The organism is Kinneretia sp. DJ1R-11, assembly GCF_025717595.1.
Lineage (GTDB): Bacteria > Pseudomonadota > Gammaproteobacteria > Burkholderiales > Burkholderiaceae_C > Paucibacter_A.
In genome coordinates this window covers 301,778-326,295 of sequence record NZ_JAJIRR010000001.1, presented here as the reverse complement: position 1 = coordinate 326,295, position 24,518 = coordinate 301,778, and the positions used below count along the sequence as shown (strand labels likewise).

Here is a 24,518-nt window from a genome sequence, read left to right as displayed (position 1 = left end):
GCCAAGGCCAGGGAGAAGGCGCATGCGACACACCATCAGGAACGCGGGTGGCCAAGGCAGCACATCCGCTGCGGCTGTACTGGCACTCGGACTGTGGGCTCTGATGCCGGCTCCGGCTTGGGCACAAAGCCGGCCGGCCGCGGTCTCCGGCCCTGCCGCGGCCGACAGCGACTGGCACTACAGCATCCAGGCGGGCGATACCTTGATCGGCTTGACCGAGCGCTATCTGCTGCCGGGCCGTCATTGGCGCGAGTTGCAGCGTCTCAACCGGGTGGCCGATCCCTTGCGCCTGCCGCCGGGCGGTGTGCTGCGCATGCCTCTGGCCTGGCTGAATCGTGAGGCCAGTGTGGCCCAGACCGTGTTTGTGCAGGGTGAGGTCATGTTGCTGCGCAGCGGCCAGGCTGAGCAGCGTCTGACCGCCGGTCAGGAGCTGCGCAGCGGCGACCGCTTGCGCAGCGCGGCCCAGTCCTCCGTCACTCTGCGCTTTGTCGATGGTTCGCGGCTGCTGATCCCGCCGCTCAGCGACCTCAGCCTCGAGCAGCTGCTGGTCTACGGTCGCAGCGCCATCCCCGCGGTGCAGCTGCGTTTGCACGAAGGTGGGGCGGACAGCCAAGTCACGCCCAAGGGCGGCCGCGTGCCGCATTACGAGATCCGCACGCCGCATGTGAATCTGGGCGTGCGTGGCACCGAGTTCCGCGTGCATCTTCAGGCCGAGTTGGCTCGCATGGAGGTGCTGGAAGGCCGGGTGGCGGCGGACAGCCGCGACCATTCTTCCTTGGCGGTGCCGGCCGGCATGGGCATGGTGGCCGACGGCAGAGGCCGCCCGCAGGCGGCGCCCTTGCTGGCCGCGCCGACCTTGCCGGCCGAATTGGCCGTGGTCGACCGCTTGCCGCTGCGCCTGCGCTGGGCCGCGCATCCGGGGGCGAGCGCCTACCGTGCCCAGCTCTTTGCCGAAGGCGATTTCAGCCGCCTGCTGCTCGATCACCGCGCCAGCGAGCCCGAGCTGAGTTGGGAGGCTCTGCCGCCCGATGGTCGCTACAGCTTGCGCCTGCGCGCCATCGACGCGCTCGGCCTGGAGGGGCTGGCCAGCGATCGCTTGCTGCAGATCCAGGCCAGGCCCGAGCCGCCGTTCAGCCAGGCGCCGGCGGCCGATGCCCGCCTCTATGGCGAGCAGCTTGAGTTCCGTTGGACTCGCAACAGTGCCGCCCAGGCCTACCGTATTCAGGTCGCACGCGATGCCGACTTCCGCGAGCTGCAGCTGGACCAGGCCAGCATCGCCGATGTCAGCCACAGCGTCCGCCTGCCTTATGGCCGCTACCACTGGCGCCTGGCTTCGATGCAGGGCGAGGCGCGCGGTCCCTTCGGCGATGGCCAGGCCTTCGAGCTGCGACCGCTGCCGCCCAGCCCGGAGCCGGCCGAGGCCGAGGTGGCCGGCGAGCAGCTGAACCTGCGCTGGCGTGCATCCGCGGGCGTGGCGCGTTATGAATTGCAGTGGGCACGCGATGCGGCTTTCGGCCAGGAGCTGCAGAACTTCAGCAGCGACAGCCCCAGCCTCAGCCTGCCGCGCCCCGGGCCTGGCCGCTACTTCCTGCGCGTGCGCGGCTTGGATGAGCTGGGGCAGCCCGGCCCTTATGGACAGGTGCAGGAGATCGAGGTGCCGTACCCGCGCTGGCTCTGGCTGCTGCCTTTGCTCCTGCTGGGGCTTTGATGGCCGCGGTTCGCGGGCGGGGATGGCGCAGCTGGCGCCACTTACGGCGCTGGGGGCCGTCTTGCCTGGCCTTGCCTCTGGCCCTGTGCGTGATCGTGCTGGCGCAGGGCAGCGGCCCCTTGCGGCCCCTGGACCTGGCGCTCGAAGACGGTCTGCTGCGTTTGACCGCGCAGCCCTTGCGCGTGGACGAGCTGGCGCTGCTGGACATCGATGACGACGCCTTGCGCGAGATGCAGGCCGAGTTGGGCGACTGGCCCTATTCGCGTTCGGTCTACGCCCTGCTGCTGGACTATCTGCAGCAGGCCGGTGCGCGCCGGGTGGTGATCGATCTGGTGCTCGCGGGCGAGCGCGAGGGCGATGCTGAGCTGGCACGAGCGCTGCACAAGGGGCCGCCCTCGGTCTTGGCGGCGGCCGGCCTGCAGCTGGAGGCGGCTCCTTCGGCCTTGCCGGCCGAAGAGCAGGATCTGCTCAAGCGACTCGCCTGGTCCGACGCGCCACCGGGCCTGTCCAGTCTGAGCTGGAATGCCTTGATGTTGCCGGCCACGCCCCTGCTGCGCGAGGCGCCGGTGGCGCTGGGCCGGGTCGGCCTGGTGTCCTCGCCCTTGGACAGCGACGGCCTGCTGCGCCGGCAGCCGCTCTGGCACCGCTACCAGGGTCAGGTCTTGCCCGCGCTGCCACTGGCGGTGCTGCTGCAAGAGCAGCCCGAGCGGCTGCCGGCGATCAAGGCTTGGCCGCTCGATGCCCAAGGGCGCGTGCAGCTCAAGCTGCCCAGCCGGCTGGAGGGCCTGCCCGATCTGAGCTGGGGCCGGCTGATGCGCGCAGCGCTGGGCCAGCGTGATGACCCGGCCTTGCGCGAGAGCTTGCGCGGCCGCACCGTGTTCGTCGGCAGCAGCGCCTTCTTTGCCGATTCGGTGAGCACGCCACAAGGTCGCTTGTCCGGCTCAGCCTTTCTTGCCACGACCACGGCCTTGCTCGCGCGCGGTCAGCTGCTGGCGCCAGCCGGCTGGATCTGGGCGGCGGTCTTGCTGGCACTTGCCGCGGTGCCGGGTGTGCTGCATGCCCGATCGCGCGCGTTTCAACCGCAGCAGCGCCGGGCCGTGCTGCTGGGAAGCTCGGCGCTGAGTCTGGTCTTGCTGTTGGGCCTGGCGATCTGGCTGGTGCAAAGCCAGCTCTTGCTGCCTTCCTTGCTTGGCCCCCTGGCCACGCTGACCTTGGCCTTGATGTTGGCCGGCCTGGCCGAGCAGCGCTGGCAAAGCCTGCACCACCGTGAGCTGCGCCATGCACGCGAAGTGGCCGAGGCGGCCAACCAGGCCAAGACCCGCTTTCTGGCTCACGTCAGCCACGAGATCCGCACGCCCATGAATGCGGTGCTGGGCATGGCAGAGATCTTGGCGCGCACCGAGTTGAGCGCTGAGCAGCGCCGTTATGTGCAAGTCTTCCAGGGGGCCGGCCAGCAGCTGTTCGCCCTGATCAATGACTTGCTGGACAACGCCAAGATCGAAGCCGGCAAGCTGAGTCTGTCGCTCCATGCTTTCGATCTGGGTGAGCTTCTGCGCCAGCAGATTGAGTTGCAGCGTGGCCGCGCCCAGGAGCGCGGCCTGAGCCTGGAGCTGAGCTGTGCAGTGGAAGTGCAGGCCTGGGTCTGGGGTGATGCCCAGCGCCTGGCCCAGGTGCTTGCCAATCTGCTCAGCAATGCGATCAAGTTCACGCGGGTTGGCGGCGTCCGCCTGACGGCCGGGCGCGATGCGGCCGGCTGGGTAAGGATCGGCGTTCAGGACACGGGCATCGGCATCCCCGCTCATCTGCAAGAGCGCATCTTTCAGCCCTACAGCCAGGCCGATGCGAGCACCGCGCGCGAGTTCGGCGGCACGGGGCTGGGCCTGGCCATTTCGCGCAGCCTGGTGCAGCTGATGGGCGGCGAGCTGCGCTTGCACAGTGAAGCAGGGAAGGGCAGTTGCTTCGAGCTGAATCTGCCGCTGCCGTCGCATGAGGCGCCGCCTGCCGCTTCTCCGGCCCCGGCGCAGGCGCCCGCCGGGCCAGTGAGGCCGCTGCGCCTCTTGCTGTGCGAGGACAACGAGGTCAATGTGTTGGTGATCGAGGCCATGCTCACGCCGCTGGGCCATGTCATTGAACTGGCCGGCGATGGCGAGCAGGCCTTGGTTTGCTTGCAGCAGGGGCGCTATGACCTGGTGTTGATGGATGTGCAGATGCCGCGACTCGACGGCATGACGGCGACTCGGCGCTGGCGCGAGCAAGAAGCGGCCGCGGGCCGCAAGCGCCTGCCCATCATCGCCCTGACCGCCAATGCCTTCGCCCAAGATGTGGCGCAATGCCTGGCGGCGGGCTGCGATGCCCATCTGAGCAAGCCCATCAGCCTGCAGGCCTTGTTGCAGGCCTTGGAGCGCTGGGCGCCGCCACCCGACTGAAACGCTCTTCCACGCCGTTCAGGCCTTGCTTAGCTTTGCTGCTCGCGCTCGACGAAGCGCCGTCCTCCGTCCGTGTAGCGTGCGTGCAAGTCATCGATCACCATGCCAAGGCGCTGTGCGGTGGCTTCGGGCAGATGCTGGCCGTGATGCTTCAGGCTTGCGTGGGCCAGGTTGATGATGCGGGCATTGAGGCTGCGCTGGGCCAGCTCCAGCAAGGCCTGCAAGGTGCGTTCGTGCTGCTTGCTGACCAAGTGGGACATGGCCTCGCGCGCTGCTTCGTTGATGCCGGCCGCAGCATTGCGCACGATCGCCTCGATGGGCGGCATGGCCGCGGCCGCCATTTCCAGCATGCGGGTGCGTGGCCGTGACACGGCGAAGCGCTGCGTGGTCCGCTCGGTCCAGGCGCGCGCCTCGGGCATGGCCTGGCGGCCGGCACTGCGCACCAGCAGCATGATCAGATTGCAGCCCATCTCGAAACTCAGTTCGGGGTGGTCGAGCTCGGCCGCCAGCTGGCGCAGCCCGTTCTGGGCAGCATCGGCGCGTCGTTCTGACAAAGCCAGCACCACCTCCAGAGTCTGTGCCAGGGTGCGGACGCGGAAGCTGTCCGGAAAGCGCTGCTGCGCGTCCTGCAAAAAGCGCGCGGCACGTTCGCAGCCGTCCCGGTCCTCCTCGTCCAGGCAGGCGAGGCCCAGGGCGACCAGGCCCTGGTAGTCGAGCGAGCGCGACTGCGAGCCGATGTTCAGCGCTGCCATCAGGTGCTTGGCCGCCGATTCGCTGAAGCCCAGGAACAGCTGCAGGGAACCGAGCTTCTGCAAGCGCGCCACATTGCCGGGGGTGATCTGCACAGCCTTGGCCAGCATTTCAGCGGCGCCGGTGAAATTCATCTCCTCCAACAGGGCGCGACCGTAGACATCGTAGGCATCGACATAGCTGGGGTTGTCGGCCAGCAGGGTCTCCAGGCTGCGGCAGGCGGTGGCAGTGTCTGCATTGCCGAGGTCGATCTTGGCCAGACCCAGGCGCGCCCAAGGCACGGCCTTGTATTCCAGCAAGGCTTCGAACATGCGCCGCGCGGCATCGAGCTGGCCCAGCCGCAGGTAGAGCTCGGAGCCGATCCGTGCGGCATAGACCTTGTACTGAACGTTGTTGCGGAACATGGCCTCGCAGAGCTCGGCCGCGCCGGCGTAGTCGCTGGCCTCGATGGCGGCGAAGACCTCGCGCAGTGCGTGCTTGCGGTCCAGGATGATCTGCAGCCGCTCCTCGAACTGGCGGGCGGTGAAGGGCTTGAGCAGGTAGTCGTCGAGCGCGCCTTCCACGGCATCGGCGACATGCTGGTAGCGCGCCTCATCGGTCACCATGATGAAGATGGTCTGCATGGGCAGGCCGCGCGCCTGGCGCAGCTCATCGAGCAGGTCCTGCCCGCTCATGTCATGGTTGCTCAGGCGGCGGAAATGGAACTCGGTGATGATGATGTCGTAGGCATGGCCGGCCTCTTTGATCTGGCGGCGTGCCTGTTCGGGGCGGCGTGCGGTGTGCACCTGCTGCACGCCCATATCGCGCAGCATGGTGCTGATCACCGAGCGCGACAGCTCGCCCTCGTCAATGATCAACGCTTTCAGCGCCCCTCCCGGAGCGCCGCTGGCCAGGGCGATATTGAACCGCGGTGCCGGCCCAAGCTGGTGTTTTGACACAGACCCCCCATTGCTCACAGATGTGCAGCGTAGCCTGTCTGCCTAGCACTTGGCTAGAGACGAGCCGCTGTGCCGTGCGCTTGTGCGCAGCGTCGGCCCCTGTGCCTGTGCCTGTGCATTCAAGCGCTGCGGTCCACACGCAAGGCCAGCACCACCGAGCTGGTGGTTTTGATGACGCCGTCGATCTCGCCGATTTCGTCAAGCAAGGCGTCCAGGCGCATGGTCGAGTCGGCGCGCAGCAAGGCCATGTAGTCGAACTCGCCGCTGACCGAGGCCAGCTGGCGCAGCTCGGGCAGGCCCGTGAGCCGCTTCACCACCTCGCGCCCGGCCTTGGGCTGCACCGTGATGCCGACAAAGGCCTGTACGCCGCGATCGGCCGCGTCCGACCCCAGCTTGGCGGTGTAGCCGACCAGCACGCCCTCTGCCTCCAGCCGAGCCAGCCGCGCCACCACGGTGGTGCGCGCCACGCCCAATTTCCGCGCCAGATTGGCCGTGCTCTCGCGGGCATTGGCCTGCAGCAGGGCGATCAGCTCGCGGTCGGTCTGGTCCTTGGCCTGGGCCGGCGCACGAGGTTTGACTGCGGCGCTTGCGGCGTCAGGGTCGTTCTCAGAGCTGCTCATGGGAAACCCTTGTTTGATTCATTGTGGCGAAATTCATCGACGATTCGTCATTTTCTCTTCAAAGTTCGACGAACTCCGGCTTTTTTTCGTCAGCGTCTCTGCCTAGACTGCGGCTCATCCAATCCTCTTGAGGCAAATCAAATGAAGATCGCATTGCTGGGCGCAGGCCATATCGGTGAAACCATTGCTCGCTTGCTGCATGGCTCGGGCCATTACGAAGTCACCGTTTTCGACAAGAACGCCGCCGCCTTGCAAGTGCTGGCCGCCGAGGGCATCCGCACCCAGGTGATCGCCGAAATCGGCGCCGGCGCGGCCGGCCTGGTCAAAGGCTATGCCGCCATCGTCAATGCCTTGCCCTACCAACTGGCGATCCCCGCAGCCCATATGGCTCTGGAAGCTGGCTGCCACTATTTCGACCTGACCGAAGATGTGGCCGCCACCAAGGAGATCATGCGCATCGCCGAAGGCGCCAAGACGGCCTTCATGCCGCAATGCGGCCTGGCCCCGGGCTTCATCGGCATCGTTGCTGCCCATCTGGCCAAGAGCTTTGACAGCCTCAACGACGTCAAAATGCGCGTCGGCGCACTGCCGGCCTTCCCGACCAATGCCCTGAAGTACAACCTGACCTGGTCGGTCGACGGCCTGATCAACGAGTACTGCCACCCCTGCGAATGCATCCACGACGGCGAGAAGATCGACGCCTTGCCGCTGGAAGGCCTGGAGCATTTCTCGCTGGACGGCACCGAGTACGAGGCCTTCAACACCTCGGGCGGCCTGGGCACCTTGTGCGAAACCCTGGCCGGCAAGGTCAAGAACCTCGACTACAAGACCGTGCGCTACCCCGGCCACCGCGACCTGATGCAATTCCTGCTCGGCGACCTGGCCCTGAAGAGCGACCAGGAACTGCTCAAGGACATCATGCGCAAGAGCATGCCGGCCACCATGCAGGACGTGGTCCTGGTGTTCGTGACCGTCTCGGGCATGAAGAACGGCCGCCTGGTGCAGGAAGTGTTCGCCCGCAAGATCTTCGCCGAGCGCGACGGCGCCCGCCCGCTGTCGGCCATCCAGATCACCACCGCGGCCGGCATGTGCGCCGCCGTCGACTTGTTCCGTCAGGGCAAGCTGCCGCAGTCGGGCTTCGTGTCGCAAGAGGAAGTCTCGCTGCCCGAGTTCCTGGCCAATGAGTTCGGCAAGGCCTACCAGCAGTCGCGCCAAGTGGAAAGCATCGGTTGAGCGGAGAATCTCGCAATGACTACGCACATCACTGAACTCCTGAGCGCCCTCGGCGTTCCTTCCTCGGCTTTCACCGGCGGCACGCTGAACGTGCGCTCGCCCATCGACGGCGCCGCGCTCGGCGCCGTCCACGAGGCCAGCGCTGAAGACATGCGCGCCGCCGTGGCGCGCGCCCATGCCGCTTTCCTGGACTGGCGCAATGTGCCTGCCCCAAAGCGCGGCGAGCTGGTGCGCCTGTTCGGCGAAGAGCTGCGCGCGCACAAGATGGACCTGGCTCGTCTGGTCTCGCTGGAGGCCGGCAAGGTCAGCAGCGAAGGCGAGGGCGAGGTGCAGGAGATGATCGACATCTGCGACTTCGCCGTCGGCCTCTCCCGTCAGCTGCATGGCCTGACCATCGCCAGCGAGCGCCCCGGCCACCGCATGATGGAGCAGTACCTGCCCCTGGGCGTGGTCGGCATCATCTCGGCCTTCAACTTCCCCGTCGCCGTCTGGGCCTGGAACTCGGCCCTGGCCCTGGTCTGCGGCGACAGCTGCATCTGGAAGCCGTCGGAGAAGACTCCGCTGACGGCCATCGCCACCCAAGCCCTGTTCGAGCGCGCCCTGGCCCGCTACAACGCGGCCGGCGGCACGGCGCCCGCGCATCTGTCGCAGCTGCTGAACGGCGGCGCGGCCGTCGGCGAGGCCATGGTGGACCACCCCCAGGTCGCCCTGGTCTCGGCCACCGGCTCCACCCGCATGGGTCGCGCGGTCGGCCCGCGTGTGGCGGCGCGCTTCGGCCGTTGCCTGCTCGAGCTGGGCGGCAACAATGCCATCATCGTCACCCCCAGCGCCGACCTGGAGTTGGCCGTGCGCGGCATCCTGTTCGGCGCCTACGGCACGGCCGGCCAGCGCTGCACCACCACCCGCCGCGTCATCATTCACGAGAGCATCCACGACGAGCTGGTCGCTCGCCTGGACCGCGCCCGCGCCCAGCTCAAGATCGGCAGCCCGGTCGAGGCCGGCACCCTGATCGGCCCGCTGATCGACGGCGCCAGCTTCGAGGCCATGCAGAAGGCTCTGGCTGCCGCGCGCGAGCAAGGCGGCGAGGTCTCCGGCGGCGAGCGTGCCCTGGCCAGCCAGTACCCGAACGCCTGGTACGCCACGCCGGCCCTGGTGCGCATGCCGGCGCAGACCGACATCGTCAAGCACGAGACCTTCGCGCCCATCCTGTACACGCTGAAGTACAAGACCCTGGACGAAGCGATCGCCCTGCAGAACGAGGTGCCGCAAGGCTTGTCTTCGGCCATCTTCAGCAACGATGTGCGCGAGGCCGAGGCCTTCATGTCGGCCAGCGGTTCGGACTGCGGCATTGCCAACGTCAATATCGGCACCTCGGGCGCCGAAATCGGTGGCGCTTTCGGTGGCGAGAAGGAAACCGGCGGTGGCCGTGAGTCCGGCTCTGACGCCTGGAAGGCCTATATGCGTCGCACGACCAACACGGTCAATTACTCGCGCTCGCTGCCGCTGGCGCAAGGCGTGAAGTTCGACATCTGACCCCCCTGTTTCATTGATGGCGCAAAGCCCGGCATGCCCGGGCTTTGTTTTGCCCTGCCTGGAGATTGATCCTCATGATGCTGGAATCCGGCTTGTACCGTCTGCTCGACAGCGCCCTGGGCGCCGCCGCAGCCACCGAAACCTTTGCCCAGTTGCAGGTCGCGCCAGCCTTGCTGCGGCCCGTGGGCGAGCTTGTCTCGCGCGCTGAGCTGGCACAGGCGCTCAATATGGCGCTGTTCAGAGACGTCACGCGCCGTGTGCCGGCCGCGGCTGACTATGTGGCCGAGCAGCAGGGCCGCGGTCAGCGCCTGTGCTTCGACCATGGCGCGCTGCGCACGGTAGCCTGGCCCAGTGGCGCGCTGCCCCCAGGTGAAGCTGCCATCACCCGGGTGCTGCGCCCGCTGGGCTTTGCCCTGGCTGACAACTACCCGCTGCCGGCGCTCAAGATGAGCGGCCGCGCCTGGTGCCACGAAGACATGCCCGAAGACATTGCCCAGTTCTTTGTCTCCGAGCTGCATCCCGAGCGTTTCTCGGCCGAATTCCAGGCGGCGGTGACGCGCGTGCTGGCCAGTTCCCGCGATCCGCTGGGCCCGCAAGACATGGCCTGGCTGGAGCAGCTGGCGCGCGACCAGACCTTGCCCTGGGCTGCTGCCTTGGCACTCTTGCCGCGCTTGATCGCCTGCTTCGACCGCCAGCATGGCCCGGTCAGCTTGAGCGACTACCAGCTGTTGCTGCAGGAGTCGGCCGAGATGGCCTGGATCGCCACCGAAGGCACGGCTTTCAACCATGCCACCGACCGCGTCACCGACCTTGAGGCACTGGCCGAGGCGCAGCGTGCCCTGGGACGGCCGGTCAAGGCCAAGATCGAAGTCTCGCGCTCGGGCCGGGTCAAGCAGACCGCCTTTCATGCCGCTCAGGTGCAGCGTCAGTTCTTGAGCGAAGGAAAGTTGATCGCTTTGACCGTGCCGGGCTCCTTCTACGAGTTCATCGAGCGGGCGCGGGTGGGCAGCGAACTCGACCTGGCCTTCGACGCCGGCAATGCCACCGGCATCTTCAAGATGACGGCGCAAGGCGCGGTCTCGGCTTGCTGAGTCCGATGTCGGCTGATTTCCTCCTGGCCGCGGCGCGCATTTGCGGCGCCGCCCATGTGAGCGCCGGTAGCGCCATCGAGCCGCGCTATCTGGAACCGGCGCGTTATGCACCGGGCCAGGCCGCTGCTTTGGCGCGACCTGCCAGCACGGCCGAGCTGGCCCAGCTGCTGCCCCTGGCTGCCCGCCATGGCCTGCGTGTGCTGCCGCAAGGCGCCCACACCGGCCTGGTGCGAGCCGCCACGCCGGTGGACGCTGAACGCGATCTCTTGCTGTCCACCGAGCGCCTGCGCGAGGTGTTCGAGCTGGACCTGCTGGACCGTACGCTGCGTGTTTCGGCGGGTTTCCGGCTCAGCGAGATCAACGAGCGCCTGGCCGCGCATGATTTGATGCTGGCCATCGACCTGAGCGCCGACCCCAGCGTCGGCGGCATGCTGGCGCACAACACCGGCGGCACGCGCATGCTGCGCTACGGCGATGTGCGCGCCAACACCCTGGGACTGACCGTGGTGCTGGCCGAGGGTCAGGTCTTGCGCCTGGGGCGTGGCCTGCAAAAAGACAATGCCGCCTTGCCGCTGCAGCAGCTTTTCATCGGCTCCTCCGGCAGCCTGGGCGTGATCAGCGAAGCGGTCTTCAAGCTCGCCAGCCGCCCGCGTCAGCAGGCGGTGGCCCTGGTGTCGCCGAGCAGCCTGGAAGCCGTGCTGCCGCTGTACCAAGGCCTGATGTCGGCGATGGGCAGTCTGGTCAGTGCTTGCGAAGGCATGTCGCGCCCGGCCATGGAGGCGGCGCTGAGCTGTGGCGGCGACCTGGGGACGGAGCGCATGCGCTGGTTCGGCGGTGATCTGCCCGAGTACACGCTGCTGGTCGAGCTGAGCTCGGATCTGCGCGCCGAGCAGCTCGATCTGCAGGCCTTGCTGCAAACTTGGCTGGAAGGCGAGTTCGGCGAGCGGGTCAGCGACGCTGTGCTCGGGGCCGACGCCGCCTGTTGGGCCTTGCGTCACCATATCAGCGAAGGCTTGCGCGCGCGTGGCAAGGTGTTGGGCTTCGACGTGTCGCTGCCGCGGCGCCACTTCATGGCCTTCCGTGAGGCCGGCCGCGCCTGGTTGGCCGAGCACTTCGCGGCCGCCGAGCTGGCTGACTTCGGGCATCTGGGCGATGGCGGCCTGCATTTCAACCTGGTCTGGCCCCAGAGTGCGCCGGCCCTGGATGAGGCGCGCTTGCGCGCCGGGGTCTACGCTCTGGTGCAGCAATTCGAGGGCAGCTTCAGTGCCGAGCATGGCATTGGCCCGCAGCTGCAGGACAGCTACTGGCAGCTCAGCGAGACGAACCTGCTCGATTGGTCGGGCCGCTTGCAGCGCCTGTTCGACCCGCAGGCCCTGCTCGGCCTGACCCATTGGGGCACTGCTGCCATCAACACGCCAGGCTTGCCGCCAGACGCAGCACACCCTCGCGAGCCAGGGCAGGCGCCTGGGTGAAGGCCAGGCGCAGATGACGCTCATGTCCGGCGCCCACGGACAAGGCGGGCCCTGGGCTCAGGCGCACGCGCAGGGCCGCGGCCGTCTCGACCCAGGCGGAGGCATCGCGGCCTTGCGCGGGCAGGCCGGCCCATAGAAACAGGCCGCCTTCGGGCTGGCGCACATGCCAGCCGGGCAGATGCTCTTGCAGCAAGGCGTGCAGATGGCGGGCTTGCTCCTGCAACTGGCTGCGCCGGAGCGTGAGCAAGCTGTCGTAGCGGTCGAGCAAATCGCAGGCCAGGGCGGCGCTGAGCGAGCTGCAGGCGATGTCGGCATTGGCCTTGGCGCGCCGCAAGGTCTCGATGATGGGCGCAGGTGCCCGCAGCCAGCCGATGCGCAAGCCGGCCCAGAGCGTCTTGGACAGGCTGCCGATGTGAACGACCGGTGCGCCCGCTGCGGCCGGCAGCGGCCTGGGGCAGGCCTCGAAGTGCAGCTCGGCCAGGGAGTCGTCCACCAGCAGCAGGCAGCTGCCCTGGGCGGCCGTGCGCGCCAGGCGCTCGACGGCCGCCTGGCTCCAGCTCAGGCCCGTGGGGTTGTGCAGGGCCGGGCAGACATAGGCGAGCTTGTGGCGGCTTTGTGCCAGGGCGGCTATGAAGGCCGGCGCATGCCGGGCCTGGGCTTGCACGGCGATGCCGTCCAGATGCACGCCGCAGCTGCGCAGCACATCGATGGCGCCGAAGTAGTTGGGTGTTTCCATCAGCACCGAGTCGCCCGGCGCCAGGTATTGCTGGGCGACCAGGCTGATGGCTTGCTGCGCGCCGGCGCAGACCAGGATCTGATCGGGCGTCGTCACCAGTCCCTGCCGGCTGTAGCGCGCGGCGATGCGCTCGCGCAGGGCCAGCATGCCCTCGGGCTGGTAGGCGCTCTCGCGCAGCACCAGGCTGGCGGCGGCGGCGCTGGGCTGCAGCCAGGCCAGATCGGGCACGGCGGTGGCCAGGGCGAAATCAATCCAGGTCTCGTGCTCGCTGCCGCTGAGTCGGCGCAAAGCCGGGCTGCCCAGCGCCACGCGTCGCTTGCGGCTGGCGACGTGGCCGGGCGGGCCGGCGCAGACGCTGCTGCCCTGACCCTGTCGTGTGCTGACCCAGCCGCCCTCGGCCAAGCGCGCATAGGCAGCCACCACCGTGCTGCGGCTCAGACCCAGCTGGTCGGCCAGGCGTCGCTCGGCGGGCAGGCGGTCGCCGGGCAGCAACTCGCCTTGCAGGATCAGGCCTTGCAGCGTGGTTGCCAGGGCGGCGTAGCGTGGCGATTGCTGCAGGGCCGCGCGCAAGGCTGCAAGAAGAGAAGGTTGAAGGGGCCAGTCCACGGCGTTTGAATTGGATTGCTTGAATCAGTCCAATCGACTCTAGCATGGCGGCTTGCATCACCTGGAGCTTGCCATGCATGAGCTGTTGAAACACGATTTGGATACGCTGCCCGAGTTGCTGGCGCAGACGCGCGCGACGGCGCTGCAGAGCCTGCAGGGCTTGGACTCACAGCCGGTGGCTGTGCAGCCGCAGACTCCGCAGGCTGAGCTGGAGCGCGCCGCCGGAGGTGGCGCCGAGGCGGCCTTGCGCCTGTTCGAGCAACGTTGGCTGCCGCGCCTGAGCGCCAGCGCCGGGCCACGCTATCTGGGCTTTGTCACCGGTGGCGCCACCCCGGCCAGCCTGATGGGCGACTGGCTGACCTCGGCTCTGGATCAGAATCCGACCGCCGGCTGGGATTCCGAAGCACCGGAGCTGGAGCGCCAGACCGTGCGCGAGCTGGGTTCCTGGTTTGGCCTCAGCGAAGCGCATGAGGGCGCCTTCGTCTCGGGCGCGACCATGTCCAATTTTGTCGGCTTGGCCCTGGCGCGCGAATGGCTGGGCGAGCAGCGCGGTGTGCGCGTCAGCGAGGCCGGCGCGGCCGCGCTGGGTCCTGTGGCGGTCCTGTCCGGCGCTGGGCATTCCAGCATCCACAAGGCCTTGTCCATGCTCGGCCTGGGGCGGAATGCGGTCCAACAGGTGGCGACCTTGCCGGGCCGTGATGCGATCGACCCGCAGGCGCTGGAGCTGGCCTTGCAAGCGCAGGCCGGCGCGCCGGTGATCGTGGTGGCCAATGCCGGCACGGTCAACAGCGGTGATTTCGACGCGCTGCCGGCCCTGCTGGCCTTGCGCGCACGCTACCCCTTCTGGCTCCATATTGATGCCGCTTTCGGTGCCTTTGCGGCCCTCGATGAGCGGGTGGCCGATCAGGTCCAGGGTTTGGACGGCGCCGACTCGGTGTGCATCGACTGCCACAAATGGCTGAACGTGCCCTATGACAGCGCCTTGCAGTTCAGCCGGCATCGGGCCTTGCAGCTGCGTGTGTTCCAGAACTCGGCGGCCTATCTGGGAGAGATCGGCGAGCGCCCCGATTTCGTCCATCTGACGCCCGAGAACTCGCGCCGCTGGCGCGCCTTGCCGGCCTGGTTTGCTGTGCAGGCCTATGGCCGCGCCGGCCAGGCCGAGATCGTGCGGCGCAATATCGACTGCGCCCGCCTGCTCGGCGAACTGTTGCAGCAAGACCTGACCCCCGGGCCCGACGGCGGCCCCGCCTTCGAGCTGCTGGCGCCGGTTCGGCTCAACATCGTCTGCTTTGCCGTGGCAGGCTGCACGGACGCCGCCAGCGTGCAGCGCTTTCTGGAACGACTGCGCGACAGCGGCGAAGCCTTTCTGACGCCGACCTGCTTCCGTGGCCGCTGGGCCGTACGCGCGGCGTTCAGCAACTGGCGCAGCGAGGCCAGCGATGTGCGGCGCGTTCATGCCGCCTTGCTGGCGCTGGTGCAGAGCACCTGAGCCCCAAGTTTTTTCAATTAGTCCTTGCAAGCCAGGAAATTAAGGCTATACTAGCGGTCTTCGCTGTTGCGGCAGTGAAGAAAAGCCCAGGTGGCGGAATTGGTAGACGCACTAGTTTCAGGTACTAGCGGGTAACTCCGTGGAGGTTCGAGTCCTCTCCTGGGCACCAAATTGAAAAAGGCCAGCACGAAAGTGCTGGCCTTTTGTCATTGCGCGATGCCTTTTTGTGGAAGCTCAGGCCTTGCCCTGGCGCAGCAGCTGCTCGAACGCTTCGACCGGCAGCGGGCGGGCGAACAGATAGCCCTGGCCGTAGTCGCAGCCGGCGCTGCGCAGCAGCTCGTACTGCTCCTGGGTTTCCACGCCTTCGGCCACCACCTGCAGGCCCAGCTCATGCGCCATGGTGATGATGGCCTTGCACAAGGCCAGGTCCTTGGTGCCAGGGCGCAGATTTCGCACGAAGCGCTGGTCGATCTTGAGCAGGTCGATCGCGTACTGATGCAGGTAGGACAGCGACGAGAAGCCGGTGCCGAAGTCGTCCAGCGAGACCAGGAAGCCGCCCTGGCGCAAGGTTTCCAGCTGGCGGTTGACCTCGCTGTCGCCCTCGAGCAGCAGTCCCTCGGTGATCTCGATCGCCAGTGCGCCGTCCGCCAGGCCCAGCTCTTGCGCGGTGGCCACCCACTGGTCGTGGTCGGCCTGGCCTTGCTGGTGGCGGAACTGCACCGGGCTTTTGTTGATGCTGATTTGCAGGCCGGGATGCAGACGCTGGCGCCAGTCCAGGACCTGGCGTGCGGCTTGCTGGAACACCCATTCGCCGATCTCGATGATCAGACCGCTGCTTTCAGCCAAGGGGATGAACAGGTCCGGCCCGATCCGGCCGCGGCTCGGGTGGGTCCAGCGCAGCAAAGCCTCGGCTTTACAGATGACGCGGCTGCCCATGGCCACGATGGCCTGGTACTCCAAGCTCAGCTGCCCCTGCGGCAGGGCTTCGCGCAAGTCATTGCTCAGGCGCATGCGCAGCAGCGCCGCCTGCTGCAGGTCGGGCGTGAAATGCCCCAGTCGGTTGCGCCCGGCGCCCTTGGCCACATAGAGCGCTTGATCGGCATGCTTGAACAGTTCTTCGATCTGTCGGCCATCGTCGGGGAACACACTGATGCCGATACTGGCCGAGACGAACACCCGTTCTTCATGCAGATGGAAGGCGGCCGCCATGGCCAGAATGATTTTTTGCGCCACGGCTTCGGCCTCGGCGCTGTCCGTCAAATCTGAGAGCACGACCGTGAACTCGTCGCCGCCCATGCGGGCCACGGTCTCCTGTGGTCGCACGCAGGCGCGTATCCGCTCGGCGGCCTGCAGGAGCAGGGCGTCGCCCATATCGTGACCCAGGGTGTCGTTGACTTCCTTGAAATGGTCCAGGTCGATGAAGAGCAGGGCGAGGCGCCCACCTTCGCGCTCCGCCGCCATCAGCAGCAGCTCCAGGCGATCGCGCAGGGTGCGTCGGTTGGGCAGGCCAGTCAGGGCGTCGAAATGCGCCTGGTGCCAGATCAGCGCTTCGGCTTGCTTGCGCTGGGTGATGTCGGTGTGCGTGCCCACCATGCGCAGCGGCCGGCCCTGGGCGTCGCGGCTGATCACCATGCCACGGCTGTGGATCCACTTCCAGCTGCCGTCCTTGCACAGCACGCGGTGTTCGTTGCTGTAGATGGGCACCTGACCCGCAAAATGAGCGGCGCGGTCCAGCTCCATCTGCGCCCGGTCCTCGGGGTGGGTGCGCGCGTCGAGCTCGCTCGGGCTGGGCTTGATCTCGCTTTCCGCGAAGCCGTACATCTGCAGGATGCGCGCCGAATAGATCTCGACGTCCTCCTGGATGTACCAATCCCAGACGCCGTCTCCGACGCTTTCCAAGGCCAGCTTCCAGAGCTCGTCGGCCTCGCGCAGGCGCGCCTCGGCTTCCTTGCGGGCGCTGATGTCGGTGTGGGTGCCGAGCAGGCGCAATGGCTGACCGGCTTGCGAGGGCAGGGCCTGGGCCAGGGCCAGTTGCCAGCGGTAGCGGCCTTCTGCGTCGCGCAGGCGGTAGTCCATCTCGAAGCGGCCGCAGAGCAAGGCCTGCTGCCAGCGCAGGTCGAACTCAAGGCGGTCGAGGGGATGGATGATCTGGCGCCAACCCAGGGTTTGCAGCTCATGCAGGCTCAATCCCAGGAAGTCCAGCAGAGAGGGCGACGCGAGGCTGGGCTGCAGGCTGGCATCGAGCAGCCACAGCTGCTGCGGCAAGGCTTGCAGCAGGGCGCTGCTGGCCGGCTCTGGCGCATGTCCACTCAAGAGTGGTTGTCGGGGCGTCGCGTTCTCTTGCGGCATCGAAACAAGGCTGCGGGGACTAACAAGCGGTTGAGAGCGTCGCGCCATGGCCGCCTTCAAACGCTCAAAGTGGACGGCGCGACTGCCAGAGCGGAGCGGCGCCGGACTGCGATGACTGCATTGATTGAACCTGCAGAGCCAGCTTTTTGCAAGCAGTCATCGGGCTTGTCGCGGATTCGTAGAAAATAGGCCCGCCCGAGATGGTCGGGCAACTACCTGAGACGAGATTCTGGAATGAACAAAACCGAACTGATCGAACACCTGGCCAGCAAGCACGAACTGACCAAGGCCGAAGCCGGCCGCATCCTGGAAACCCTGCTGGACGCTGTGGTCACCACCGTCAAGAAGGGTGGCGCTGTGTCTATCCCCGGCTTCGGTTCCTTCAAGCAACACGCCCGCGCAGCCCGCACCGGCGTGAACCCCAGCACCGGCGACAAGATCAAGATCGCCGCTGCCAAGCTGCCCAAGTTCACTCCGGGCGCTGGCTTCAAGGCCGCCGTGGACCCCAAGGCTGCGGCTCGCAAGGCTGCCAAGACCGCTGCGGCTCCGGCCAAGGCTGCTGCCGCCAAGCCCGCTGCCAAGCCGGCTGCCAAGAAGGCCAAGAAGTAATTCTTGCCGTCTGAGCGATGAGCGCCGACTGGCGCTCGTGGCGAACGATGGAAGAAAGAAAAAGCCGCTGCCCCTGTTCGGGGTCAGCGGCTTTTTTGATTCATGGCATCTGCTGCGAGCCGCCGTGAATATTCCCTGCTGTGGCTGGGGAACCTCAGATCGCGCCGAAGTGCTCGACCTTGGGCGGCTCCGCGAAGAAGGGCCCGACGATGGCACGCCAGGCGGGGAACAGCGGGCTGCCTCGGAAATGCACGGTGTGGTCTTCCAACGTGGCCCATTGGATCTGCAGCAGATAGCGTTCGGGCGACTCGATGCCATGTTGGACCTGGGCGCTGATGAAGCCTTGGGCCTGGCTGATGACGCTGGCGATGCCGTGCTGAATGGCAGCTTCGAAATCGGCCTGCTGGCCGGGCTGTATGCGGATGTCGGCGACTTCAAGAATCATGCGGGCTTCCTTCGTGGGCAAGGGAAAGGTCAGGGATGAAGACGGGGCTCGGATCAGTGCCCGTCCGCTTGATGCAGGCGGCTGCGCACCAGAGGGTGCCAGAGGCGGCTGTCCTGCAGCGGGGTTTCGGGCGGCAGATCGGGGTTGGGCACGCGCAACCAAAGCCGCTCGGCCAGGCGGGCCCGCGTGAGTTGCGCGCCCACCGTGCGTTCGAACAGGGCCAGAAAGCTGCCATCGGCCAGTACCAGCTCCCAGCCTTTGCGAAGCCGCTCGGCCAAGATCGGTTTCTGCGGACTGACGAAGAAATAGAAGGCGGCCGGGTAGGCAATCAGCCAGCGTTCCAGCACCCCCAAATCAGGCAGGGCGTCAATGATTGGGTAGACCTCGGTGGCGCCCAGGGCGAACAGGTCCACGCGCTGGCGGCGCAGCATCTCCGGGAAGGTGGCGAGCTTGGGCAGTCGCTCCAGGCGCCAGCCGGCCGCGGCCAGGATCTGGGTGTCCGGCCAATCGGCCACCTGACCCATGCGCAAGGCCTGCGCTTGGGCGTTGCTGCTCACCGCGTCCAGCTCGGCCATGCGGCTGCGCAAGGCAATCGGTAGGCGCACGCCCATCAGCCCGCGGTAGAGGCAGACGCGCACCGGTAGGCTTTGCCGTTCGCGGGTCGACGAACTCATGGCGCTGATCAAGTCGATCTCGCCACTCTGGATCTGCAAAAACGCGCGGTTCTGCGACACCACCTCGCTCGCCTCCAGGCGGTAGGGGCCGTGACTGGCCACGGTTTTGTCCAGCAGCAGTTGCAGCACGGTCTGCTCATAACTCAAGACCTTGGCGTTCTGCCCTTGGCTCAATGCGTGACGCACCACCAGAACCGTCTCGTCCTGTGCCTGGCTGAGTGGGCTGAGCAGGGTGCCGCCCAGCAGGCTCAGCAAGGAACGGCGTGGCAGGCTCATGCCAGGCAGCGCTGAAACAGCGCGTGGGCGTGCTCAGAGTCGGCCTCAGGCTGCTCGCACTGCGGCGCCTGGCTAAAGCTGGGCAGGGCGAAAAGCACGGTGTCGGCTTGCAGGCGCGCGATGGCTTCGATCTGCAACGCTTCGCCCTGCAATTGCCGGGGCTGGAGGAAGGGCGCGAACATGGGGTGATTGTGCCGCCAAGCCTCCAGCCCGGTGCCTCTGCGCTGCGATACTTGCCGCACAACAAGGAGCATTCTTCCGTGGAGACATTGCATATCGAGGTCGATGGGCGCGGCGTGGCGCATCTGACCATGAACCGTCCCGAGGTGTTCAACGCCTTCAACGAGCTGATGATTGCCGAACTGGCCCAGGCCTTTGAGCATCTGGTGGCCGACCCTCATGTGCGCGTGATTGTGCTGGTCGGTGCCGGCAAGGCCTTCAGCGCCGGCGCCGACATTCAGTGGATGAAGCGAGCGTCCGAGGCCAGCCAGGACTGGAATTTGGCCGATGCGCGCAAGTTCGCCGACATGTTGCAGCGAATCGCCCATTGCCCCAAACCGGTGCTCGCACGCATCCAGGGCCTGGCCCTGGGCGGTGGCGTCGGCCTGGCCGCGGCCTGCGACATCGCCGTGGCCAGCAGCGAAGCCAAGTTCGCCGTCAGCGAGGCTCGCTTCGGCATCCTGCCGGCCGTCATCGGCCCCTACGTGATCAATGCCGTCGGCCCGCGTCAGGCCAAGCGCCTGGCCTTGACGGCCAGTCGCATCGGTGCTGCCGAGGCCTTAAGTTTGGGCTTGGTTCATGAGGTGGTCGAGGCCGATCAGCTCGACGCGGCGCTGGCGCGCTGGATCCACGAGTTGCTGCAAAACGGGCCCGGCGCGCAAGGCGAGATCAAGCAGCTGTTTGCCCAGCTGGAGGTGGGCCCGGTGACGGCCGAGGTGCGCGAGCTGACCGCGCAGACCATCGCTCGTGTGCGCCTGGGCGACGAGGCGCGCGAAGGGTTTTCGGCCTTTCTCGCCAAACGACCGGCGGCCTGGGTGCCGGCGCTCGATGATTCCGCCAAGGAGGGCGTGTGATGACGGATTCGCTGAATTCCAGCGCTTGGCAGATCGCCCGGCTGCCGGCTGCCGATGCCCTGGTCGGCGTGGTCGGCGCGGGTGTGATGGGCGCAGGCATTGCCCAGGTGGCGGCCCAGGCCGGTCATCCGGTGCGTTTGCTCGATGTCCGTGAAGGCGCAGCTGCTGCGGCCTTGGCCCAAATCGGCAAGGGCTTGGACGGCCTGGTCAACAAGGGCCGCATGGAAGCGGCCGAGCGAGCCGAGATCATGGCCCGCATCCAGCCGGCCCGCCTCACCAGCGAGTTGGCGGATGCCAGCCTGGTGATCGAGGTCATTGTTGAGAAGCTGGAGCCCAAGCAGGCCTTGCTGCAAGAGCTGGACGGCTTGCTCGGCGAGGGCGCCATCATCGCCTCCAACACTTCGTCCATCAGCGTCACCGCTCTGGCCAATGGCATGAAGCACCCGCAGCGCTTGGTCGGCATGCATTTCTTCAACCCGGTGCCCTTGATGAAGCTGGTCGAGGTGGTCTGGGGCGCAGAGACAGATGCCGGTGTAGCCGGGGTGATCGCCCAGCTGGCGCGCAGCTGGGGCAAGACGCCGGTGCACGCCAAGAGCACGCCGGGCTTCATCGTCAATCGCATCGCCCGGCCTTACTACGCCGAGACCCTGGCCTTGTTGCAAGAGCAGGCTGGAACGCCCGAGTTGATCGACCGCGCCTTGCGCAGTGCAGGCTTCCGCATGGGGCCTTGCGAGTTGATGGACCTGATTGGCCACGACACCAACTATTTGGTCACCCAATCGGTGTTCGAGGCCAATTTCGGCGACAAGCGCTACCAGCCCTCGCTGGTGCAAAAAGCTTTGGTGGACGGTGGCCGTTTGGGCCGCAAGGTCGGCAAGGGCTTCTATGCTGGCCCGCCGGCGCAGCCGGTACCGGTTGCGCCGGGAAGTGTCGCTCTGCCGGCGCTCAGTCTTGTGGGGCGCGGCCCGCTGGTCGAGGCGCTGGCGACTTGGTTCAGTCATCGGGGCTTGAGTTTCAGTCGCGGCGAATCGGCCGACTGGGCGGGTCTGGTCTTGGGCGAGATGCATCTGCACCTCAGTGATGGCCGCACGGCCGCCCAGCTCGCTCATGAGCGCCGCTATGGTGAATTGGCTGTGATGGACTGGCCGGTGGCGCCCGATCGTATCGACGGCCTGGCCGTCGCTTTTGGCCCGCGCTGTTCTGCGCCGGCACGCGAGGCGGTGCGTCAGCTCTGGCATGCGCTGGGCTGGGAGCTGCTCGAGCTGCGCGATGTGCCGGGCCTGGCTGTGGCACGCACCGTGGCCATGTTGGTCAACGAGGGCAGCGATGCCGTCTGGCAGGGCGTCTGCGACGAGCAAGGTGCCGATCTGGCGATGAAGCTGGGTGTCAACTACCCGGCCGGTCCCTTCGAGTGGCTGGCGCTGCTGGGCGCGGCGCGCGTGGTCGAGTTGCTGGACGCCTTGTTCGCCGCCTACCGCAGTGAGCGCTACCGGGTCAGCCCGCTGCTGCAGCAACGCCGCTGGGCCTGAGCTGCGGTCGCTTCAGCGCCAAAAAACAAAGCCACCGCGCCGGTTCGGCGAGGTGGCTTTTTTCATGGGCGCAGTGCGAGCTTCAGAGCAGCATGCGCAGATGGGCTTGCGCCTGCAGCAGCGGCGGCAGGCAATGCTCGACCATCTGGTCCATGCTCATGCGCGAAGCGTGCACGCTGATATTCATGGCCGCCACCACGTCACCGCGGTAGTTGCGCAGCGGCACGGCCACGGTGCGCAGGCCCAGCTCCAGCTCCTGGTCGATGCAGGCGTAACCAAGGGCGCGGGCGCGGGCGATCTCGATGCGCAGGCGTTCCGGGTGGGTGATGGTGTGCGGCGTCAGCGGGGTCAGCTGCTGGCGGGCGATCCAGTCGTCCACTTCGGCCTGCGGCAGGGCGGCCAGCATGACGCGACCGTTGGCGGCACAGTAGGCCGGCACGCGGGCGCCCGGCTGCAGCGTAGGGGAGACCACACGACCTGCACTGGTGGCGGCGATGCAGATGACGTCGCCGCCATCCAGCACGCCGGCCGAGCTGGCTTCCTTGAGCGCATAGGCCAGCTTGTGCAGCTCGGGCTCGACGATGCGCGGCAGGCGGGCCGAGTGCATATAGCTTTGCCCCAGGCGCAGCACCTTGGGCGATAGCGCAAACATCTTGCGGTCCTGGGTGACGAAGCCCAGATGGGTCAGAGTCAGCAGGTAGCGGCGTGCGGCGGCGCGGGTCAGGCCCGTGCGGCCGGCGACTTCGCTGATGGTCAGGCGGGGGCGCTCCTGATCGAAGGCTTCGATCACGGCCAGGCCTTTTTCCAGTCCGGCCACGAGATCCCGCTTGAGCGGACCTTCGTTCGCGGCGGCAGCTTCTGGCTTCTGGGTGCTGGAGCTCAAGCCACCCTTGTCGAGGGCGGGTTCGGCAGGCGCTGTGAGCGCCAGGGCGGACAGGTCTTCAAATGCGCGGGCAGCAGACATGATGATGTGTGTTGTGCGCCCTCAAGGCTCAGAGCGCGTTTCAGGATTCAAGAACAATCAAAAATTTCACTGCCGCCGGGCACCGCGTTCCGGTTCAGGCACTGGCGTCGAGCCGGCGCGCTCACCGTCTTGCAAGGCTGCCCGATCGGGGCAGACACACACGCGGTGCAGCCATGGCCTGCTGCAGCACGCATTTTCTACCAGCGAATGCTTCGCATTTGCGCTGGCAGACAAAAACAAGTCGATGAGTGCGGCGAAATCGGCGCTTGGAGGTCCGGCGAGAGTGAAAGAAGAGAAAGACGAAAGCTGAAATCTATGGCCTCAGCGCACATCACTTCGGGTGTTTGGCCCCGGTCTTGCCCCCCTCAGAGCAAGTTCCTCGCGTGATGTCCGCTCGGTGAATTGAAATCAGTATCCCATGCACATCAGTCCATGCCAAAAGACATGCGGAGGTCTTGTGAGGCTGCCCCGAAAGTTCCAATCTGGCGTTCTTGGTGCAATTGCTTGGTGTGTTGGCTTTTGTTTGAGCGGGAAAATTGCGATTGACGCGGTTTTCAATCGAGAAACTTTCCCTTTCTTAGCTTTGTGCCGCCGTGCTCAGACTCGCTCGATCACCACCGCGATGCCCTGACCGACGCCGATGCACATGGTGCACAAAGCGTAGCGACCGCCGTTGCGCTCCAGTTGGTTGACCGCCGTGGTCAGCAGGCGTGCGCCGCTGGCGCCGAGCGGGTGACCCAGTGCAATGGCTCCACCGTTTGGGTTGACGCGAGCGTCATCATCGGCCAGCCCCAGCTGGCGCAGCACGGCCAGGCCCTGGGCGGCGAATGCTTCATTCAGTTCGATCACGTCCATCTGCGCGAGGCTCAGGCCGGTCTGAGTCAGTACTTTGAGTGTGGCCGGTGCTGGGCCTATGCCCATGATGCGCGGTGGCACGCCGGCGGTGGCCATGCCAAGCACGCGGGCCCGCGGCGTCAGGCCATGGCGCGCGGCGGCGCCTTCGCTGGCCAGCAGCAGAGCGCAGGCACCATCATTGACGCCCGAGGCGTTGCCGGCCGTGATCGTGCCATCGGGCCGTACGATGGGCTTGAGTCGCGCCAGGGCCTCGAGGCTGGTGGCGCGCGGATGCTCATCTTGGTCCACGACGATGGGCTCGCCCTTTTTCTGCGCCAGGCTCACGGCTACGATTTCGTTGGCGAAAAAGCCGGCTCGCTGCGCCGCCACGGCTTTCTCTTGGCTGGCCAGGGCCATTCGGTCTTGGTCGGCGCGTGAGATGCCGAAGTCGCTGGCCACGTTTTCTGCTGTTTCCGGCATGGAGTCCACGCCGTACTGCGCCTTCATCAATGGGTTGATGAAACGCCAACCGATGGTGGTGTCATAGATGGCATTGCTGCGGGCAAAGGCGCTTTCGGCCTTGGGCATGACAAAAGGCGCCCGGCTCATGCTCTCAACGCCGCCGGCCAGCATCAGTTCGGCTTCACCGGCTCGGATGGCGCGTGCCGCCGAGCCGACCGCGTCGAGGCCCGAACCGCAGAGGCGGTTCAGCGTCATGCCAGCGACGCCGACCGGCAGGCCGGCCAGCAGGGCTGACATGCGCGCGACATTGCGGTTGTCCTCGCCGGCTTGGTTGGCGCATCCATAGAACACATCGTCAATGGCCTCCCAGTCCAGCTGGGGGTGTCTCGACATCAAGGCGCGCAGCGGAATCGCACCCAGATCGTCAGCGCGCAAGGACGCGAGGGCGCCGCCGTAGCGGCCGAAAGGTGTGCGGATCGCGTCGCAGATGTAGGCGTGGCTCATGGCTCTGGCTCCAGCGAGAAGGTAAAACTACCTTTGCACCGTGCCCGGCTGCAGCTGCGCCGCGGAGCGCCGATATCAGTCAGGCAGTGTGTAGGTCGAGAGGGATGTGGTTCTTAATTAGAACATTGGTTCATTTGATGAACAATCCCGGCGTGCAAGGTCTTGTTCAAGCGCTTGACGGCGTGACAATTTGCACG

General features: G+C 66.7%; 19 protein-coding genes and 1 tRNA gene. 11 read left to right on the top strand and 9 right to left on the bottom strand.

Features of this window, described 5'->3' with window-relative positions; all coding sequences use genetic code 11:
* Positions 1–22: 22 nt before the first annotated feature.
* Positions 23–1,708: a FecR family protein gene (locus tag LNV23_RS01390; RefSeq protein ID WP_263561299.1), complete on the top strand. Its 1,686-nt coding sequence runs from the start codon at positions 23–25 to the stop codon at positions 1,706–1,708.
* Between the two features lie 71 nt (positions 1,709–1,779).
* Positions 1,780–4,134 (top strand): CHASE2 domain-containing protein, encoded by a 2,355-nt coding sequence (locus LNV23_RS01385; protein ID WP_263561298.1) that lies wholly within the window; start codon positions 1,780–1,782, stop codon positions 4,132–4,134.
* A gap of 29 nt (positions 4,135–4,163) precedes the next feature.
* Here the strand turns inward: LNV23_RS01385 and LNV23_RS01380 are convergent, their stop codons facing one another.
* Both LNV23_RS01380 and LNV23_RS01375 read right to left on the bottom strand, forming a co-directional pair.
* Complete coding sequence (locus tag LNV23_RS01380; protein ID WP_263516528.1) at positions 4,164–5,822, bottom strand: response regulator; 1,659 nt, start codon at positions 5,820–5,822, stop codon at positions 4,164–4,166.
* Between the two features lie 119 nt (positions 5,823–5,941).
* The gene (locus tag LNV23_RS01375; protein WP_263561297.1) at positions 5,942–6,442 is read right to left on the bottom strand and encodes an Lrp/AsnC family transcriptional regulator; all 501 of its coding nucleotides are present in this window, start codon (positions 6,440–6,442) and stop codon (positions 5,942–5,944) included.
* Positions 6,443–6,583: 141 nt separating this feature from the next.
* Here LNV23_RS01375 and LNV23_RS01370 point away from each other — a divergent pair, with 141 nt between their 5' ends.
* From LNV23_RS01370 to LNV23_RS01355, 4 genes are all read left to right on the top strand, one after another.
* Positions 6,584–7,675 carry a saccharopine dehydrogenase family protein gene (locus LNV23_RS01370; RefSeq protein ID WP_263516530.1) on the top strand — a complete coding sequence of 364 codons (1,092 nt, stop codon included), beginning with the start codon at positions 6,584–6,586 and terminating at the stop codon, positions 7,673–7,675.
* A gap of 15 nt (positions 7,676–7,690) precedes the next feature.
* The gene (amaB, locus tag LNV23_RS01365) at positions 7,691–9,208 is read left to right on the top strand and encodes an L-piperidine-6-carboxylate dehydrogenase (RefSeq protein ID WP_263561296.1); all 1,518 of its coding nucleotides are present in this window, start codon (positions 7,691–7,693) and stop codon (positions 9,206–9,208) included.
* Between the two features lie 80 nt (positions 9,209–9,288).
* Entirely contained in the window at positions 9,289–10,299 is a 1,011-nt protein-coding gene (locus tag LNV23_RS01360) for a 2-oxoadipate dioxygenase/decarboxylase family protein (protein WP_411910531.1), read from the top strand.
* Positions 10,300–10,304: 5 nt separating this feature from the next.
* A complete protein-coding gene (locus LNV23_RS01355) occupies positions 10,305–11,771 on the top strand; it encodes an FAD-binding oxidoreductase (RefSeq protein WP_263561295.1) in 1,467 nt (488 codons plus the stop codon).
* Here LNV23_RS01355 and LNV23_RS01350 read toward each other — a convergent pair.
* Positions 11,707–13,113 (bottom strand): aminotransferase-like domain-containing protein, encoded by a 1,407-nt coding sequence (locus LNV23_RS01350; RefSeq protein ID WP_263561294.1) that lies wholly within the window; start codon positions 13,111–13,113, stop codon positions 11,707–11,709. The genes LNV23_RS01355 and LNV23_RS01350 overlap by 65 nt on opposite strands.
* Before the next feature lie 73 nt (positions 13,114–13,186).
* Here LNV23_RS01350 and LNV23_RS01345 point away from each other — a divergent pair, with 73 nt between their 5' ends.
* The gene (locus LNV23_RS01345) at positions 13,187–14,602 is read left to right on the top strand and encodes a pyridoxal phosphate-dependent decarboxylase family protein (RefSeq protein WP_263561293.1); all 1,416 of its coding nucleotides are present in this window, start codon (positions 13,187–13,189) and stop codon (positions 14,600–14,602) included.
* 84 nt (positions 14,603–14,686) lie between these two features.
* Positions 14,687–14,771 (top strand) — tRNA-Leu (locus LNV23_RS01340).
* A gap of 65 nt (positions 14,772–14,836) precedes the next feature.
* Here the strand turns inward: LNV23_RS01340 and LNV23_RS01335 are convergent.
* Positions 14,837–16,915, bottom strand: coding sequence for a putative bifunctional diguanylate cyclase/phosphodiesterase (locus LNV23_RS01335; RefSeq protein WP_263561292.1), 2,079 nt, complete (start codon positions 16,913–16,915; stop codon positions 14,837–14,839).
* A 270-nt stretch (positions 16,916–17,185) separates the two neighbouring features.
* Here LNV23_RS01335 and LNV23_RS01330 point away from each other — a divergent pair, with 270 nt between their 5' ends.
* A complete protein-coding gene (locus LNV23_RS01330) occupies positions 17,186–17,560 on the top strand; it encodes an HU family DNA-binding protein (protein WP_263516537.1) in 375 nt (124 codons plus the stop codon).
* 154 nt (positions 17,561–17,714) lie between these two features.
* On the opposite strand, the gene LNV23_RS01325 is transcribed toward LNV23_RS01330, so the two are convergent.
* From LNV23_RS01325 to LNV23_RS01315, 3 genes are read right to left on the bottom strand one after another with little or no spacing between them, the layout of a single operon-like run.
* Entirely contained in the window at positions 17,715–18,005 is a 291-nt protein-coding gene (locus tag LNV23_RS01325; protein WP_263561291.1) for an antibiotic biosynthesis monooxygenase family protein, read from the bottom strand.
* Positions 18,006–18,058: 53 nt separating this feature from the next.
* A complete protein-coding gene (locus tag LNV23_RS01320; protein WP_263561290.1) occupies positions 18,059–18,955 on the bottom strand; it encodes a transporter substrate-binding domain-containing protein in 897 nt (298 codons plus the stop codon).
* Positions 18,952–19,137, bottom strand: coding sequence for a hypothetical protein (locus LNV23_RS01315; protein ID WP_263561289.1), 186 nt, complete (start codon positions 19,135–19,137; stop codon positions 18,952–18,954). Before LNV23_RS01315 ends, LNV23_RS01320 begins: the two co-directional genes overlap by 4 nt.
* 78 nt (positions 19,138–19,215) lie before the next feature.
* Between LNV23_RS01315 and LNV23_RS01310 the strand changes: the two genes are divergently transcribed.
* Together LNV23_RS01310 and LNV23_RS01305 are read left to right on the top strand one after the other, a co-directional pair.
* Positions 19,216–20,028, top strand: a complete 813-nt coding sequence (locus LNV23_RS01310; protein ID WP_263561288.1) for an enoyl-CoA hydratase-related protein — start codon at positions 19,216–19,218, stop codon at positions 20,026–20,028.
* Positions 20,028–21,557 (top strand): 3-hydroxyacyl-CoA dehydrogenase, encoded by a 1,530-nt coding sequence (locus tag LNV23_RS01305; protein WP_263561287.1) that lies wholly within the window; start codon positions 20,028–20,030, stop codon positions 21,555–21,557. The genes LNV23_RS01310 and LNV23_RS01305 overlap by 1 nt, the downstream gene beginning before the upstream one ends.
* A gap of 82 nt (positions 21,558–21,639) precedes the next feature.
* Here the strand turns inward: LNV23_RS01305 and LNV23_RS01300 are convergent, their stop codons facing one another.
* On the bottom strand, positions 21,640–22,521 hold the full coding sequence (locus LNV23_RS01300; RefSeq protein ID WP_263561286.1) for an IclR family transcriptional regulator domain-containing protein: 882 nt from the start codon (positions 22,519–22,521) through the stop codon (positions 21,640–21,642).
* A 597-nt stretch (positions 22,522–23,118) separates the two neighbouring features.
* Entirely contained in the window at positions 23,119–24,321 is a 1,203-nt protein-coding gene (gene pcaF, locus LNV23_RS01295) for a 3-oxoadipyl-CoA thiolase (protein ID WP_263561285.1), read from the bottom strand.
* Between the last annotated feature and the right edge of the window lie 197 nt (positions 24,322–24,518).

Excerpts from the sequence above, each read along its gene's own strand:
- LNV23_RS01390 (WP_263561299.1), top strand. The coding sequence starts at position 23 with ATGCGACACACCATCAGGAACGCGGGTGGCCAAGGCAGCACATCCGCT.
- LNV23_RS01375 (WP_263561297.1), bottom strand. The coding sequence starts at position 6,442 with ATGAGCAGCTCTGAGAACGACCCTGACGCCGCAAGCGCCGCAGTCAAA.
- LNV23_RS01370 (WP_263516530.1), top strand. The coding sequence starts at position 6,584 with ATGAAGATCGCATTGCTGGGCGCAGGCCATATCGGTGAAACCATTGCT.
- amaB (WP_263561296.1), top strand. The coding sequence starts at position 7,691 with ATGACTACGCACATCACTGAACTCCTGAGCGCCCTCGGCGTTCCTTCC.
- LNV23_RS01355 (WP_263561295.1), top strand. The coding sequence starts at position 10,305 with ATGTCGGCTGATTTCCTCCTGGCCGCGGCGCGCATTTGCGGCGCCGCC.
- LNV23_RS01345 (WP_263561293.1), top strand. The coding sequence starts at position 13,187 with ATGCATGAGCTGTTGAAACACGATTTGGATACGCTGCCCGAGTTGCTG.
- LNV23_RS01330 (WP_263516537.1), top strand. The coding sequence starts at position 17,186 with ATGAACAAAACCGAACTGATCGAACACCTGGCCAGCAAGCACGAACTG.
- LNV23_RS01325 (WP_263561291.1), bottom strand. The coding sequence starts at position 18,005 with ATGATTCTTGAAGTCGCCGACATCCGCATACAGCCCGGCCAGCAGGCC.
- LNV23_RS01320 (WP_263561290.1), bottom strand. The coding sequence starts at position 18,955 with ATGAGCCTGCCACGCCGTTCCTTGCTGAGCCTGCTGGGCGGCACCCTG.
- LNV23_RS01315 (WP_263561289.1), bottom strand. The coding sequence starts at position 19,137 with ATGTTCGCGCCCTTCCTCCAGCCCCGGCAATTGCAGGGCGAAGCGTTG.
- LNV23_RS01305 (WP_263561287.1), top strand. The coding sequence starts at position 20,028 with ATGACGGATTCGCTGAATTCCAGCGCTTGGCAGATCGCCCGGCTGCCG.
- LNV23_RS01300 (WP_263561286.1), bottom strand. The coding sequence starts at position 22,521 with ATGTCTGCTGCCCGCGCATTTGAAGACCTGTCCGCCCTGGCGCTCACA.
- pcaF (WP_263561285.1), bottom strand. The coding sequence starts at position 24,321 with ATGAGCCACGCCTACATCTGCGACGCGATCCGCACACCTTTCGGCCGC.